The organism is Streptomyces sp. NPDC005791, from assembly GCF_042871485.1.
Lineage (GTDB): Bacteria > Actinomycetota > Actinomycetes > Streptomycetales > Streptomycetaceae > Streptomyces.
Genome location: NZ_JBIAIP010000010.1, coordinates 245362 through 260411 on the forward strand (window position 1 = coordinate 245362; position 15050 = coordinate 260411).

Sequence of the window (15050 nt, forward strand, 5' to 3'; positions counted from 1 at the left end):
CCCCTTAGGGTTTCCGGCATGGCACGAATTGCGGTGATCGGCGCCGGGGCCGGCGCGATGGCGGCGGCTGCCCGGCTCTCCGTGGCAGGCCACCGGGTGACGGTGTACGAGCGGTCGGAGACCCACGGCGGCTCACTCGGGCGGTATGCCCGTGACGGCTTCGTCTTCGACACCGGCCCGGGGCTGCTGCATCTGCCCGCGGTCTACCGCGACCTGTTCGTGAAGACGGGCAAGGAGAGCCTCGAGCAGTCCGTCACGCTCACCCAGGTCGACCCGGCGAGCCGTCATCTCTTCGCCGACGGCACCGCGGTGTCGCTGCCCAACGCCTCACGGGCCGGAGTCGTCGGCGCGCTGGACCGTGCGCTCGGCGAAGGGGCCGGCGCCCGGTGGGGGGACTTCCTGGACCGGGCAGGGGCCACCTGGAACCGGTCGCGGCGGCCGCTGCTGGAGGAACCTCTGCCCGAGGACCGGCAGGCGCTGGGCCGTGACCCCTATCCGGCGGTGCGCCGCCGGAGGCTGCTGCGCGCGGCGCGGCAGGCGGGGACGGTGGCGGAGGTGGGCGCCTGGGAGCTGGGCGACCCCCGCCTGGCGGCCCTGCTCGACGGGTACGCCCTGTCGTACGGGCTCGACCCGCGCCGCACCCCGGCCGCCGCCGCCGTCCTGCCGTACATGGAGGAGACCTTCGGCAGCTGGTACGTCGCCGGGGGCATGCGCGCCCTGGCCGACGCGGTGTACGAGCGATGTCTGGCACGCAGGGTGGAGTTCGTCTTCGGCGCCGATGTCGTGCGCGTTCTCGAGAAGGACGGGCGGGCGGCAGGGATCGAGCTGGCGGACGGCACGATCGTGGAGGCCGATCGCGTAGTCCTGGGCGCGCAGCCGTCGCCCGGGCTCCTGCCGGCCGGGGAGGAAGGGGCCGCCAGGACGGACGGAGCCCGGCTGCCTGGCCGATTCGTCGTTCTGCTGTCGCTGCGCGGCGCCCGGGAGGCCGGGGCCGTGCACCGGACCGTGGTGCACACCGTGGACCCGCTCGCGGAGCAGGAGGCGGTGTTCGGCGGCCGGACCACGGAGCAGCCGACGGTGACGGTGCTGCGCCCGGACGACCCGGCCACCCGCCCTGACGCGGAGCACGAGGCGGTGACCCTGACGGCGACGGTGGCGCCGCACGGTCCGGTCGACTGGACGGACACGGCGCTGCGCGAGCGATGCGCGGACGCGGTGATCGACCGGGCCGCCGAGGCGGTTCCCGGCCTCCGCGAGCGGATACTCCACGCCGAGGTGCGTACGCCCGCCGAGACCGCGGTGGACACGGGCGCCGAGGGGGGTTCGGTGCCCGCCCCGGCCCTGGCCGGGGCGGGGGGCGCGTATCTGCGCTTCGGGAACCGCGCCGCGCTGCCGGGGCTGTATCTGGCGGGCGGCTGGTCGCATCCCGGCGGCGGATCGGCCCACGCCGGGATGTCGGGTGCCCTGGTCGCCGGACTCGTGGTGGAGGGGGACGGCTTCCGCGGCTCCCGGTGAGCCGCGGAAGGCGCGTCGGCCGCCGGTCGGCGGATCAGTAGCGGTACTGCTCGTTCTGACCGGTGTCGTATCCGTTGCCGTACGGGGCCGGCTGGACGGGGGCTTCCGGCGGCATCGGGGGGTGCAGCCCGCTCTCGCGCTGTTGCGGGACCCACACCCCACCCGGCGGGGTGTCCGCGTACTGCCCGGCGTACGGGTCGGCGGGCTGCTGCCCGGTGCCGTAGGAGGCGTCGTGGCCGTTGCCGTAGCTGTCGTGCGCGGCGTACTGCCCGGTGCCGGTGGAGGTGTCCGTACCGTTGTAGGGGTCGGAGTAGGGCGCGTAGCCCGGCTGGTCGGCGCCGTGGCCGTACTGGCCGGCGTAGGCACCCTGGTCCTGACCTTGTTCCTGGTACGGGCCCTGGCCCTGGTCCTGGTAGCCCCCGTGGCCGCCGTAGCCGTAGGAGTCCTGGGCGGGCTGCTGACCGTAGCCGGTGTACGGGTCGTAGGCGGCGTACTGCTGCTCACCGTGCTGGTCCTGCCGGTCACCGCCGCCGGCCGGGGCCGGGTCGGTGTAGATGCCGTACTGCCCTGTGTCGTCCGGGAGCGGCTCAGGTGCGTAGACCGCCGAGGGGGCCTCCGCCTGCTGAGGGGCTCCCTGCTGGGAGGCTCCCTCGTACTCCAGGCCGGAGACCTCGAGCGTGGGTTTCGTGGCGCCGGTCCCGCGTCGACGGCGGCTCTCGCCGGGGCTGCCGCCGATGGCCCAGCCTGTCGAGAAGCCGCGCCGGAAGGAGAGCGTCACATAGGTCTGGCCCGTCGCGAAGGCGACCGCCCCGACGATGATGACCAGGACGGAGGCGATCAGAACACCGAGGACCACCCCGAGGAAACCCGCGAAGGCGAGCAGTCGCCAGCGCAGACGTGCCTTGTACTGCAGGAGCACCTCGCCCAGCAGCCACAGGGCCACTATGCCGAATGCGATGTAGAGGACCGTCCAGCCCACGCCCGCCCCCTCCTACGGCCACCGCCCCGGACGGGGGCGGGTACGACCGGTCACGACTGCTTGTGCAGTCCGAGATTCTCGTAGATCTCGAGTGTCGCCGTCGAGTTGTTGAGCGTGATGAAGTGCAGCCCCGGGACTCCCTCGGAGAGCAGTTTCGCGCAGAACTCCGTGGCGAACTCGATGCCAATGGAGCGTACAGCGGCCGGGTCGTCCCTGGCGGCGAGGATGCGCTCTTTCAGCTCGGAAGGCAGGGACGCGTTGCTGAGCTGCGCGAATCTTTCCAGCTGTTTGACGCTGGTGAGCGGCATCACCTCGGGAATGACCGGGGTGTCGCAACCGGCAGCGACCACACGGTCACGCATCTGCAGATAGTTTTCCGGATGGAAGAACATCTGAGTGATCGCGTAGTCGGCACCGGCGCGGCACTTGTCCACGAAATGACGGATGTCGGAGTCCCAGTCGGCTGACCGCGGATGCATTTCGGGGAATGCCGCGACGCCGACGCAGAAATCACCGGCCTCCTTGATCAGCCGGACGAGATCCGCCGCGTACCGCACGCCCTGCGGATGCTCGACCCACTCACCCATCGGGTCGCCGGGCGGGTCCCCCCGCACCGCCAGGATGTTGCGGATACCGGCGTCGGCGTACTGCCCCACCATGTTGCGCAACTCTGCGACCGAGTGGTCGACCGCGGTGAGGTGCGCGACCGGGGTGAGCGTGGAGTCCGCCGCGATCTGCTGGGTCGCCCGGACCGTTCCGGCGCGGGTCGAACCGCCGGCGCCGTACGTCACGGAGACGAAGCTCGGCCCCACCGCCTCGACCCGGCGCAGGGCGTTCCAGAGGTTCCGCTCGCCCTTCTCGGTCTTGGGCGCCCAGAACTCGAACGAGAACGACATCTCGCCGGTCGCGAGCATCTCACCCACGGTGCGCGCGTGATCTGTCCTGGTGGAAGGTGTGCCAAGGGCCATACTGGGAGGTTAACCAGGGCCAGGCGGTACCCCAACCAGAGGAGGGGATTTGCCCGGAATGAGGTGGCCTTTGTCCACCCTTCGGACAGCCCTTCGGTCAGCACCTCGACCGGCCGGCGCCAAGGAGTCCGAGGCCGCCGTTCAGACGGTGCGCGCCCGGATGCGTCGGGCGAGCGAGGCGGCCGCCGCGCCCGGGTCCGCCGCCTCGGTGATCGCCCGTACGACGACGACACGACGTGCGCCGGCGTCCAGCACCTCGTCCAGGTTCCCCGCGTCGATCCCGCCGATGGCGAACCACGGGCGCGTCGTGCCGAGCGAGGCGGCGTAGCGCACGAGGCCGAGGCCGGGGGCGTGACGGCCGGGCTTGGTCGGGGTGGGCCAGCAGGGACCCGTGCAGAAGTAGTCGACCCCCACCTCGGCGGCGGCCGCGTCGACCTCGGCCTCGGCGTGGGTGGAGCGGCCGATCGCGACGTCACCGCCTATGACGGCGCGGGCGGCGGGCACCGGCAGGTCGCCCTGCCCGAGGTGCAGCACGTCGGAGCCGATGGCATGGGCGACATCGGCCCGGTCGTTCACCGCGAGGAGCGCGCCGTGGCGCTTGCAGGCGTCGGCGAACACCGCGAGGTGTTCGAGCTCCTCGGCCGCCTCCATGCCCTTGTCCCGCAGCTGGACGATGTCCACGCCGCCGGCCAGCACCGCGTCGAGGAACTCGGGGAGGTCGCCCTGCCGCTTGCGGGCGTCCGTGCACAGGTAGAGCCGGGCGCCGGAGAGCTGGGAGTGGGGCGTGGACATGACGATTTTCCCCCGTCGGTGTGTCGATGGATCACTGATGCGGCGACGAATCGCCCTCACGTCGATGGATCGCCGTGCCGGCAAGCCCGACAACGGCGGGGTGCGGGCCGCGTGTGCCACGGCCCGCACCCCGCTCATGGTCGTCCGGTCAGACGGCGAGCGCCTGGGCCCGGCGCTTCACCTCCGTACCGCGATTCTCGCTCAGGGCCTGCGCGGGGGTGCCGGGCAGGGTCGGGTCGGGGGTGAAGAGCCAGTCCAGCATCTCTTCGTCGTTGTAGCCGTCGTCCCTCAGGAGCGTCAGGGTCCCTACGAGACCCTTGACCACCTTGTCGCCGTCGATGAAGGCGGCAGGCACCTGCAGCGCCCGGTTCTCACCACGTCGTACGGCGATGAGCTGGCCTTCCTTGACCAGCTGCCGTACACGCGTCACCTCGACATCGAGCATTTCCGCGATGTCGGGAAGGTGGAGCCAGGCGGGGACGAGAGCATCGATCTTTGCGTCAATCTCGGTCACAAGGACAAGCGTGCCATCCCGGACCGACAGTCGGTACCCGGGCCGCCCGTACGGGGCCGTCACGGCCCCCCGAGCACCGTCGATTTCAGCGGTACGGAGGAGTCGGCGGCGCGTGCCGGATCGATCCGCGCCCCGGCTTCGAGGAGCTTGCGTCCCTGCGCCATGTCGCGCACCCTGCCGACGGCCAGCAACGCGACCAGGACGCCTTCCCGCAGCCAGCAGACGGTCCAGGACGCCTCCGCGGGGTCACCCCGCCACAGCAGCGTGTCGGCATGGGCGTGATGGCCGGCGTACTGCACGAAGCGGCCGAACTGCTCGGACCAGAAGTAGGGCACCGGGTCGTACGTCCCGCTCACGCCCTGGGCGAGGGCCGCGGCGACCGTCCAGGGCCCCTGGAGGGCGTTGTCCCAGTGGTGGACCAGCAGGCGCTCCCCGTAGCGGGCGGAGGGGAAGGAGGCGCAGTCGCCCACCGCGTGGACATCGGGCAGCGACGTGCGCAGGGAGCTGTCCGCGGTGACCGAGCCGTCCGGGCCGAGCGCGATGCCCGAGCCCGTGAGCCACGTGGTGGCGGGCCGGGCCCCGATGCCCACGACCACCGCTCCAGCGGGTATCACCCGACCGTCCGCCAGGTGGACGGCGCCTTCGTCGACGCGCGCGACGCGTGCACCGGTGAGGAGTTCGGCTCCGCTCTCGGCGTACCAGCGGGTCATCGGAGCGGCGACCTCGGCGGGCAGCGTGCCCGCGAGGGGACGGTCCGCGGCCTCCACGACGGTGACCGCGCAGCCGGCCGCGCGGGCCGCGGTGGCGAACTCGGCACCGATCCAGCCCGCTCCGACCACGACCACGTCGTGCTGCCGCTCCAGGACGGGCCGAAGCCGTGCGGCATCGTCGAGCGTACGCAGCAGGTGGACGCCGGGCACGCTCTCGGAACCCGGCAGCCCGACCGGTTCCGCGCCGGTGGCGAGGACCAGGGCGTCGTACGCGACGGGCCCTTCGGCGGTGTCCAGCTCGTGCGCCTCGGCACGCAGGCCGGTGACGTCGAGGCCCAGGCGCAGCGTGATGTCCAGTTCCTCGAAGTCGATGTCGAAGGCGGAGTCCTCGGCCTTGCCGAGCAGGACCGCCTTGGACAGCGGCGGCCTGTCGTACGGCTGGTGCGGCTCGGCCCCGATGAGCGTGATCGGACCCGTGAAGCCCCGTTGGCGCAGGGCCACGGCTGTCTGCACACCGGCCATGCCGGCGCCCACGATCACGACTCCGTACGGCCGCTGTTCCGCTGCGGGGACCTGCGTCTGTTCGCTCACCCGTCCACCCTAGTCATCTGACCGCCCGTCAGCCGGCGAGCTCTTCCACCACACTCGTCCCGCTGCCCTTCCGGGACTCCCACTCCCACCGCTCGTCCAGCCGGACCCGGCCGTCGGGAAGGTCCGTGACGGTCGAGACGCAGTGCCCGGAGGCGGTCGTTCCGTCCTGCTTCAGCTGGACGTACCTGAAGTCCAGCGTGTCGGCGTCCCTGGTGCCGACGAGGTGGCCCCGGGCGATGTCACCGCCCGCGTACTCGGCCCAGATCCGGCCCTCCTGCTCGTGGTAGGTGAACCGGGTCCGGGTGCCGACCTGGCCCGGCGCCTGGTCGGCGACGGGCGAGAGGACGAGTCCGTCGAGTGAACGGGCCACGGGTACTGCTCCCTTACCGGCTGCGGAGAACGGGGTCTAGGCTGGCCACCGTAAAACACTCGCGGGAGTCCGGGCGCACCGGGCTGAGAGGGAGGCTGGCCGGCCTCCGACCGTACGAACCTGATCCGGGTCATGCCGGCGAAGGGAGGGGCTGGACGCCCATGCGTTTCTCCGCAGACAGTTCCGACGTCCTGGTCGTCGGAGGCGGCATCATCGGTCTGGTGACCGCCTGGCGGTCGGCCCAGCAAGGGCTGCGCACCACGCTGGCCGATCCCGCACCAGGTGGCGGGGCGGCCCAGGTCGCGGCCGGGATGCTCGCCGCCGTCACCGAACTCCACTACGGCGAACAGACTCTGCTCGGTCTCACCGTGGACTCCGCCGCGCGCTATCCGGCCTTCGTGGCCGAGCTGGAGGAAGTGAGCGGGCAGGAGACCGGCTTCCGCGCCTGCGGCACCCTGTCCGTCGCGCTGGACTCCGACGACCGGGCGTATCTGCGGGAGCTGCACGCTCTGCAACTGCGTTCGGGGTTGGAATCCGAGTGGCTCAGCGGTCGCGAGTGCCGCCGTCTGGAGCCGATGCTCGCTCCTGGCGTACGCGGCGGTCTACGGGTCGACGGCGACCACCAGGTGGATCCCCGACGGCTGGCCTCGGCACTGGTCACCGCGTGCGAACGGGCGGGGGTCGTCTTCCACCGCACCTGGGTCCGACGGCTCCGCGTCACGGCCGGCCGTGCGACGGGAGCCGTCCTCGCGGACGGCACGGAGCTCGCCGCCGGCCAGGTGGTTCTCGCCGGCGGCAGCCTCAGCGCCCGACTCGAAGGGCTGCCGGAGGCCGTCGTGCCACCGGTACGCCCGGTCAAGGGGCAGGTGGTGCGACTGACCGTGCCGCCCGTGTACGCCCCCTTCCTCAGCAGGACGGTGCGTGCCGTCGTGCGCGGCAGCCAGGTCTATCTGGTGCCGCGCGCCAACGGCGAGCTGGTGATCGGCGCGACCACCGAGGAGCAGGGCTGGGACACCACGGTCACCGCGGGCGGGGTGTACGAACTGCTGCGCGACGCCCATGAGCTGCTCCCCGGCATCACCGAGCTTCCGCTGGCCGAGACCCGGGCCGGTCTGCGGCCCACCACGCCGGACAACGCGCCGCTGCTGGGCCCCACGGCCCTGCCCGGTCTGCATCTCGCCACCGGGCACCATCGCAACGGAGTGCTGCTGACGCCCGTCACCGGCGATGTGATGGCCCAGGTGCTGACCACCGGCGAGCTGCCCGAGGTGGCCCGGCCGTTCTCGCCGGACCGCTTCGGCCCGTCCCGTGAAGCCCCCTCCCCCGCCCCGGCACCCCAGGAGCAGCCCGCATGACAGCGCCCGTACCCACCTCCGTGTCGGTGTCCGTCAACGGGGAGCATCGCCGCGTTCCCGCCGGGACCCCGCTGGACGCCCTGGTCGCGACCCTGACGGCGGCACCCTCCGGCGTCGCCGCCGCGGTCAACGAAGCCGTCGTCCCCCGCGGCCGGTGGTCCGCCACCGCGCTCGCCGAGGGCGACCGGGTCGAGATCCTCACCGCGGTCCAGGGAGGCTGACCATGTCCGACGATCTCTTCACCCTCGGTTCCACGGCGTTCTCGTCACGGTTGATCATGGGGACGGGCGGGGCGCCGAGCCTCGACGTGCTGGAACGCTCCCTGATCGCCTCGGGCACCGAGCTGACCACCGTGGCGATGCGCCGGCTCGACCCGACCGTGCGGGGCTCGGTGCTCTCCGTGCTGGAACGCCTCTCCATCCAGGTCCTGCCGAACACCGCGGGCTGCTTCACCGCCGGCGAGGCCGTGCTGACCGCCCGGCTGGCCCGGGAGGCGCTGGGCACCGACTGGATCAAGCTGGAGGTCGTGGCCGACGAGCGAACCCTGCTGCCCGACCCGATCGAGCTGCTGGACGCCGCCGAGGTCCTGGTCGACGACGGTTTCACCGTCCTGCCGTACACCAATGACGACCCCGTCCTGGCGCGCAAGCTGCAGGACGTGGGATGCGCGGCCGTCATGCCGCTGGGCTCCCCCATCGGCTCCGGGCTCGGCATCCGCAACCCCCACAACTTCCAGCTGATCGCCGAGCAGGCCGCCGTACCGGTGATCCTGGACGCCGGCGCCGGGACCTCGTCCGACGCGGCGCTGGCCATGGAGCTGGGCTGTTCCGCTGTGATGCTCGCCTCGGCGGTGACCCGGGCGCAGGAGCCGGAGCTGATGGCGGCGGCGATGCGGCACGCGGTGGACGGCGGACGCCTGGCGTACCGGGCGGGACGCATCCCCCGCCGCCGTTTCGCCGAGGCGTCCTCGCCGACGGAGGGCCGCGCGATGCTGGATCCGGAGCGCCCGGCCTTCTGAGATCCGGGGCCGGCGACGGCCTCCCGGTCACAGGACGTGCATGTCCCTGTCACGGCTCGGCACCGGAACGGCCCTCCGGGCTCCTCGGCACATCCGTCGTGTCCGTGGCAGCTCGTAGACTCGCTCCGTGGACACGACCCTCCAGGACCCCCTCGTCGGGCAGCTGCTCGACGGCCGCTATCGCATCGATGCGCGCATCGCCGTCGGCGGTATGGCCACGGTCTACCGGGCCATGGACACCCGGCTCGACCGGGTGCTCGCGCTCAAGGTGATGCACCCGGCGCTGGCGGCGGACGCCGCGTTCGTCGAACGCTTCATCCGCGAGGCCAAGTCCGTCGCCCGGCTCGCGCACCCCAATGTGGTGGCCGTCTTCGACCAGGGCGCCCAGGGCGCGTACGTGTACCTCGCGATGGAGTACGTCGCCGGGTGCACCCTGCGCGATGTCCTGCGCGAGCGCGGGGCGCTGCAGCCCCGAGCCGCACTGGACATCCTCGAACCTGTCCTGGCCGCCCTCGGCGCCGCCCACCGCGCGGGCTTCGTCCACCGCGACATGAAGCCGGAGAACGTGCTGATAGGGGACGACGGCCGGGTGAAGGTCGCCGACTTCGGTCTCGTACGCGCGGTCGGTACCGCCACGGACACCACCGGCTCCCTCCTGGGCACGGTCTCGTATCTCGCCCCCGAGCAGATCGAGCAGGGCACGGCCGACACCAGGTCCGACGTGTACGCCTGCGGCGTGGTGCTCTACGAAATGCTGACCGGTGGCAAACCCCACGCCGGGGACACCGCCGCCCAGGTCATCTACCGGCATCTGAACGAGGACGTCCCTGCGCCGTCCGGCGCCGTCCCCGGCCTGGCCGCCGGGCTGGACGGACTGGTGGCCGCCGCGACCGCGCGCGATCCCGACGTCCGTCCGCCCGACGCGGTGGCCCTTCTCGCGAGGTCCCGCGATATACGGGCGGCTCTCACCGAGGAGCAGCTCGACGCGAGGCCTCCGCAGGCCCTCGCGGAGGTCCACGACGCCGCCGAGGACCGGACGAGCGTGATCCCCCGGGTGATTCCGGCCGGCCAGGGCACCGCCCACCACACCAGTCGGCTGGAGATGCCCCCGCCCCAGGAGCCCGTGCGCGGGCGCAACCCCTTCGCCGGCCGCGGCAACCGGCGTGGGTTGCTCGCCGTGCTCGTCGCCGTCCTGCTGGTGCTGGGGGTCGGATCGGGCGTCTGGTACATCAATTCGGGTCAGTTCACCCATGTCCCCTCGCTCCTGGGCCAGACCCAGGGTGCCGCCGAGAAGCGGCTGACGGACGAGGGCCTCGATCTGAAGGGCGTCGAGCGCGCCTACAGCGACACGGTGAAGCGCGGCACGGTGATCAGCAGCGACCCGGGCTCCGGTGAGCGCATCCGGGGCAACGACGCGGTGAAGCTGGTGATCTCGCGCGGCCCGGAGATCGTGAAGGTCCCCGATGTGGAGGGCCTCTCCCTCGGTGACGCCCGGCGCGAGCTGAAGGAGACGGGGCTCGCGCCCGGGATGGTGACCCGGGAGTTCAGCGAGGACATCGCCCGGGGCGAGGTGATCCGTACGGATCCGGACATGGGTACCGAGCGGCGTCCCGACTCCGCGGTCGCCCTCGTCGTCAGCAAGGGCAGCCCGGTCGACGTGCCCGACGTCACGGGTCTCGGCGTCGAGGAGGCCACGGCCGAGCTGGTCGAATCGGGGCTGGAGGCGAAGGTGCTGCCCGAGCGGGTCAACTCACCCGAGGCCCAGGGCGAGGTCGCCCGCCAGACACCCGGCAGCGGTGCGGAGGCGGCCGAAGGCGACACCGTGGAGCTCACCGTCTCCAAGGGCCCGCGCATGCTCCAGGTCCCCGACGTCACGGGCAAGGACGTCGACGCGGCCCGGAGCGCACTGGAGGACGCCGGGTTCGAGGTCGAGGTCGACCGGCCGTTCCTCTCCTTCAGCGACACGATCGGGAGCCAGTCCGTCGAGGGTGGCGAGAAGGCCGCCGAAGGCTCCACGATCACCATCAGGACCAAGGCCCTGTAGACCCCCCGAGGACTGACAGCACATGCGCAACCCGATAGGCGGCCACGTCCCGGTGGCCGGCGGACTCGCCAAGGTCGGTCTCGACTACGCGCGGGAGCTGGCGGCGGAGACCGTGCAGGTCTTCGTCGCCAATCCGCGCGGCTGGGCGACCCCGCCCGGGAACCCGGCCCAGGACGAGATCTTCCGTACGGAGTGTTCGGCCCGGTCCGTCCCGGCATACGTCCATGCCCCGTACCTGATCAACTTCGGGTCGCACACCGAGGCCACGGTCGAGCGGTCGGTCCTGTCACTGCGCCACTCACTGCGCCGGGCCCGGGCGATCGGCGCCCTGGGCGTGGTGGTGCACACCGGCTCGGCGACCGGCGGACGCCCGCGCGCGGAGGCCCTCGCCCAGGTGCGTACGCACATGCTCCCGCTCCTGGACGAGCTGACCCACGACGACGATCCGTTCCTGCTGCTGGAGTCGACTGCCGGGCAGGGCTCCTCGCTCTGCTCGCGTACCTGGGACTTCGGCCCGTACTTCGAGGCCTTGGACTCCCACCCCAAGCTGGGGATCTGCCTGGACACCTGCCACATCTACGCGGCGGGCCACGACCTGAGCGGGCCGACCGGCATGCGGCAGACCCTGGATCTGCTGGTGGGCACCGTGGGCGAGGGACGGCTGAAGCTCATCCACGCCAACGACTCGAAGGATGTGGCGGGCGCCCACAAGGACCGTCACGAGAACATCGGGGCGGGGCACATCGGCGCCGAACCGTTCCGTGAACTGTTCTCGCACCCGGCGACCGAGGGCGTGCCGCTGATCATCGAGACGCCCGGGGGCAAGGAAGGCCACGCGGCGGACGTGGCACGGCTGAAGGAGCTCCGCGGCACCCGCTGACAGCGGACGGGGAAGGCGTCAGAGCTCGGGGCCGTCCCCGGGCTCCTCCTGGTAGGAGTAGCGCTGCTCGCTCCACGGGTCGCCGATGTTGTGGTAACCGCGCTCCTCCCAGAACCCCCGGCGGTCGGCCGTCATGTATTCGATGCCCCGGACCCATTTGGGCCCCTTCCAGGCATACAGATGCGGTACGACCAGTCGTAGTGGAAATCCGTGTTCGGCGGTGAGCAGTTCGCCGTCCTTATGGGTGGCGAACAGCGTGTGGTCCGAAGCGAAGTCGGCGAGCCTGAGATTTGAGCTGAATCCGTATTCGGCCCAGACCATCACATGGGTGACATGGGGCGCGGGCGGCGCCAGTTCCACGATCTCGCGGGCCAGGATTCCGCCCCACTCGGCTTCGAGCATGCTGAATTTCGTCACGCAGTGGAGGTCCGCGACGACGGAGGAGAAGGGGAGCGCCGTGAATTGCTGGTGATTCCAGCAGTGCTTGTCACCGTCGGCGGTGGCTCCGAAGACCCGGAACTCCCAGCGGTCCGGCTTGAACTTGGGCACGGGCCCGTAATGGGTGACCGGCCAGCCTCGCTGCAACCGCTGCCCCGGCGGAAGCCCGGACTGCTCTGCTGTGCCGCGTTCCCGGCTCTCCGGCTGACCCATGCCTCCATGGTGACAGACAGGCAGGGGTGGTCATGACCAGGGGAGAGCCGATTCGGGCAACTCATACTAAGCATGCACTTACTGGACGGCTGCCTGGGGCGATGCGAGGATGCGCGCACACGTGCCCAGTTCACCGGTTGGAAGGAGCCTCTGCGATGCAGGGCGACCCCGAGGTCCTCGAGTTCCTGAACGAACAGCTGACCGCCGAATTGACTGCCATCAATCAGTACTTCCTGCATGCGAAGATGCAGGACAACTTCGGCTGGACGAAGCTCGCCAAGTACACCCGGGCCGAATCGTTCGACGAGATGAAGCACGCGGAGATCCTCACCGACCGGATCCTTTTCCTGGACGGGCTGCCCAACTATCAGCGGCTCTTCCATGTACGGGTCGGCCAGACGGTCACCGAGATGTTCCAGGCCGACCGGCAGGTCGAGGTGGAGGCGATCGACCGCCTCAAGCGGGGCATCGAGGTAATGCGCGGCAAGGGTGACATCACCTCGGCGAACATCTTCGAGTCCATCCTCGCGGACGAGGAGCATCACATCGACTATCTCGACACCCAGCTGGAACTGGTCGAGAAGCTCGGTGAGCCGCTTTACATCGCCCAGGTGATCGAGCAGCCGGACAGCTGATCGACCGGAGGGTTCCCGCACTCCTGAGACCCGCGGGCCCTTCAGGCGGCGTCAGAAAGCGTGACGTCCGGCGTGACTCCGCGGGCGGCGGGCGCACCGCCCCGGGCGCCCTCCGGCGCCGTACGTCCTTCGGCGAGCTCACGGCGCGGGCACTCGCCACGGCCGAGGAGCGCCTGGATCCTGCGGACGCAGCCGCCGCAGTCGGTGCCGGCCTTGCAGGCCGAAGCGATCTGGCGAGGTGTGCACGCTCCGCCGTCCGCATGCTGCTTGACCTGGTCCTCGGTGATGCCGAAGCAGGAGCAGACGTACATGCGGTTCACCTCCCGACGGTTCGATCGCTGCGCCGTACCGATTATCCGGTGAGGCTAACCTAACCTTACCCGCGAGGGCCCCGCACGCAAAAGCCCCGGTACGCCCGTGGGGCACGGATCACATCGATCCGTGCCCCACGGGCTTCACCAGGGTGTTCCCTACTGGTCGCGGTACATCTCGGCGACCAGGAAGGCCAGGTCGAGGGACTGGCTGCGGTTGAGGCGCGGGTCGCAGGCCGTCTCGTAACGCTGGTGCAGGTCGTCCACGAAGATCTCGTGGCCGCCGCCGACGCACTCGGTGACGTCGTCGCCGGTGAGTTCGACGTGGATACCACCGGGGTGGGTCCCGAGGTGCTTGTGCACCTCGAAGAAGCCCTTGACCTCGTCCAGGACGTCGTCGAAGCGGCGCGTCTTGTGGCCGGACGCGGCCTCGAAGGTGTTGCCGTGCATCGGGTCGGTCACCCATACCACCTGGGCACCGGAGGCAGTGACCTTCTCGACCAGCGCGGGGAGCTTGTCACGGACCTTGTCGGCGCCCATACGGACGATGAAGGTCAGCCGGCCCGGCTCGCGCTCGGGGTCGAGGCGGTCGATGTAGCCGAGTGCCTCGTCGACGGTGGTCGTCGGACCGAGCTTGATGCCGATGGGGTTGCGGATCTTCGAGGCGAACTCGATGTGCGCGCCGTCCATCTGGCGGGTGCGCTCACCGACCCAGACCATGTGGCCCGAGGTGTCGTAGAGCCGGCCGGTGCGCGAGTCGGTGCGGGTCAGCGACGACTCGTAGTCCAGCAGCAGCGCCTCGTGCGAGGCGTAGAACTCGACCGCCTTGAATTCGGCCGGGTCCGTGCCGCACGCCTTCATGAAGTTCAGCGCGTTGTCGATCTCGCGGGCCAGGGCCTCGTAACGCTGCCCGGACGGCGAGGACCTCACGAAGTCCTGGTTCCAGGCGTGCACCTGGCGGAGGTCGGCGTAACCACCGGTGGTGAAGGCGCGCACCAGGTTCAGCGTGGAAGCAGACGCGTGGTACATCCGCTTCAGCCGCTCGGGGTCCGGGACGCGGGATGCCTCGGTGAACTCGAAACCGTTGACGGAGTCACCGCGGTAGGTCGGCAGGGTCACGCCGTCGCGGGTCTCGGTCGGCTTGGAGCGCGGCTTGGAGTACTGCCCGGCGATCCGCCCGATCTTGACGACCGGCACGGAGGCCGCGTACGTCAGGACGGCGCTCATCTGGAGCAGCGTCTTCAGCTTGGCCCGGATGTGCTCGGCGGACACGGCGTCGAAGGCCTCGGCGCAGTCGCCGCCCTGCAGCAGGAACGCCTCGCCCTTGGCGACGGCTCCCAGTCGGGCACGCAGCTGGTCGCACTCACCCGCGAAGACGAGCGGAGGATACGAGTCGAGGTCCGCGAGTACGTCGCGCAGAGCCTCGGCATCGGGGTACTCGGGCTGCTGCGCCGCGGGAAGGTCTCGCCAGGTGTGGCCACCGGCGACGGAGGTATTGGCGTTCACGGTCACCTTGACAACACTACGGGGTCGACGCGTGCGTCCCGTCCGGCCGCTCAGCAAATGAGACGAGCGCTCGTTCGTGCACCGTTTCCGTTAGGGTTCGGGGCATGTTCGCGCAGACGACACGGAACTGGTGGTGGACCGCTCATCCGGCGGCCCGCTGATTCATCGCGCGTACAGACTTCGCGAAGGCCGCCCGAGGGGCGGCCTTCTC

At 71.0% G+C, this 15050-nt stretch carries 17 protein-coding genes and 1 riboswitch; of the genes, 8 read left to right on the plus strand and 9 right to left on the minus strand.

Annotated elements, in window-relative coordinates:
- The first annotated feature begins 18 nt into the window (after positions 1–18).
- Positions 19–1515, plus strand: a complete 1497-nt coding sequence (locus tag ACFYSH_RS21310; protein WP_388754414.1) for a phytoene desaturase family protein — start codon at positions 19–21, stop codon at positions 1513–1515.
- Between the two features lie 34 nt (positions 1516–1549).
- Here ACFYSH_RS21310 and ACFYSH_RS21315 read toward each other — a convergent pair whose 3' ends face one another.
- From ACFYSH_RS21315 to ACFYSH_RS21340, 6 genes are all read right to left on the minus strand, one after another.
- Positions 1550–2494: a hypothetical protein gene (locus tag ACFYSH_RS21315; protein WP_359466414.1), complete on the minus strand. Its 945-nt coding sequence runs from the start codon at positions 2492–2494 to the stop codon at positions 1550–1552.
- A 50-nt stretch (positions 2495–2544) separates the two neighbouring features.
- Positions 2545–3462: a methylenetetrahydrofolate reductase [NAD(P)H] gene (metF, locus tag ACFYSH_RS21320; protein ID WP_359466415.1), complete on the minus strand. Its 918-nt coding sequence runs from the start codon at positions 3460–3462 to the stop codon at positions 2545–2547.
- Between the two features lie 141 nt (positions 3463–3603).
- Positions 3604–4254 carry a thiamine phosphate synthase gene (gene thiE, locus ACFYSH_RS21325; RefSeq protein ID WP_359466416.1) on the minus strand — a complete coding sequence of 217 codons (651 nt, stop codon included), beginning with the start codon at positions 4252–4254 and terminating at the stop codon, positions 3604–3606.
- A 148-nt stretch (positions 4255–4402) separates the two neighbouring features.
- Positions 4403–4768 (minus strand): Rv2175c family DNA-binding protein, encoded by a 366-nt coding sequence (locus tag ACFYSH_RS21330; protein ID WP_359466418.1) that lies wholly within the window; start codon positions 4766–4768, stop codon positions 4403–4405.
- A gap of 59 nt (positions 4769–4827) precedes the next feature.
- Complete coding sequence (locus tag ACFYSH_RS21335) at positions 4828–6069, minus strand: NAD(P)/FAD-dependent oxidoreductase (RefSeq protein WP_388754419.1); 1242 nt, start codon at positions 6067–6069, stop codon at positions 4828–4830.
- Positions 6070–6097: 28 nt separating this feature from the next.
- Entirely contained in the window at positions 6098–6439 is a 342-nt protein-coding gene (locus ACFYSH_RS21340) for a hypothetical protein (RefSeq protein WP_359466421.1), read from the minus strand.
- A 51-nt stretch (positions 6440–6490) separates the two neighbouring features.
- Positions 6491–6603: riboswitch (TPP riboswitch) on the plus strand.
- Here ACFYSH_RS21340 and thiO point away from each other — a divergent pair.
- The 5 genes from thiO to ACFYSH_RS21365 all read left to right on the plus strand — a co-directional run bounded on the left by thiO (position 6601) and on the right by ACFYSH_RS21365 (position 11736).
- A complete protein-coding gene (gene thiO / locus ACFYSH_RS21345) occupies positions 6601–7794 on the plus strand; it encodes a glycine oxidase ThiO (RefSeq protein WP_388754421.1) in 1194 nt (397 codons plus the stop codon). It overlaps the preceding riboswitch by 3 nt.
- Positions 7791–8015, plus strand: a complete 225-nt coding sequence (gene thiS / locus ACFYSH_RS21350; protein WP_359466425.1) for a sulfur carrier protein ThiS — start codon at positions 7791–7793, stop codon at positions 8013–8015. The genes thiO and thiS overlap by 4 nt, the downstream gene beginning before the upstream one ends.
- 2 nt (positions 8016–8017) lie before the next feature.
- Positions 8018–8812, plus strand: a complete 795-nt coding sequence (locus ACFYSH_RS21355; protein ID WP_388754424.1) for a thiazole synthase — start codon at positions 8018–8020, stop codon at positions 8810–8812.
- A 127-nt stretch (positions 8813–8939) separates the two neighbouring features.
- The gene (pknB, locus tag ACFYSH_RS21360) at positions 8940–10856 is read left to right on the plus strand and encodes a Stk1 family PASTA domain-containing Ser/Thr kinase (RefSeq protein WP_359466428.1); all 1917 of its coding nucleotides are present in this window, start codon (positions 8940–8942) and stop codon (positions 10854–10856) included.
- A 22-nt stretch (positions 10857–10878) separates the two neighbouring features.
- On the plus strand, positions 10879–11736 hold the full coding sequence (locus tag ACFYSH_RS21365) for a deoxyribonuclease IV (protein WP_388754427.1): 858 nt from the start codon (positions 10879–10881) through the stop codon (positions 11734–11736).
- Positions 11737–11754: 18 nt separating this feature from the next.
- On the opposite strand, the gene ACFYSH_RS21370 is transcribed toward ACFYSH_RS21365, so the two are convergent.
- A complete protein-coding gene (locus tag ACFYSH_RS21370) occupies positions 11755–12387 on the minus strand; it encodes a sulfite oxidase-like oxidoreductase (RefSeq protein WP_359466432.1) in 633 nt (210 codons plus the stop codon).
- 155 nt (positions 12388–12542) lie between these two features.
- Here ACFYSH_RS21370 and bfr point away from each other — a divergent pair, with 155 nt between their 5' ends.
- The gene (gene bfr / locus ACFYSH_RS21375; RefSeq protein WP_359466434.1) at positions 12543–13022 is read left to right on the plus strand and encodes a bacterioferritin; all 480 of its coding nucleotides are present in this window, start codon (positions 12543–12545) and stop codon (positions 13020–13022) included.
- 41 nt (positions 13023–13063) lie between these two features.
- Here bfr and ACFYSH_RS21380 read toward each other — a convergent pair whose 3' ends face one another.
- A complete protein-coding gene (locus ACFYSH_RS21380; RefSeq protein WP_359466472.1) occupies positions 13064–13333 on the minus strand; it encodes a (2Fe-2S)-binding protein in 270 nt (89 codons plus the stop codon).
- A 159-nt stretch (positions 13334–13492) separates the two neighbouring features.
- A complete protein-coding gene (locus ACFYSH_RS21385) occupies positions 13493–14839 on the minus strand; it encodes a class II 3-deoxy-7-phosphoheptulonate synthase (protein WP_359466436.1) in 1347 nt (448 codons plus the stop codon).
- A 104-nt stretch (positions 14840–14943) separates the two neighbouring features.
- On the opposite strand from ACFYSH_RS21385, the gene ACFYSH_RS21390 reads away from it, so the two are divergent.
- Positions 14944–15000: a trp operon leader peptide gene (locus ACFYSH_RS21390; protein ID WP_078850812.1), complete on the plus strand. Its 57-nt coding sequence runs from the start codon at positions 14944–14946 to the stop codon at positions 14998–15000.
- Positions 15001–15050: the final 50 nt, after the last annotated feature.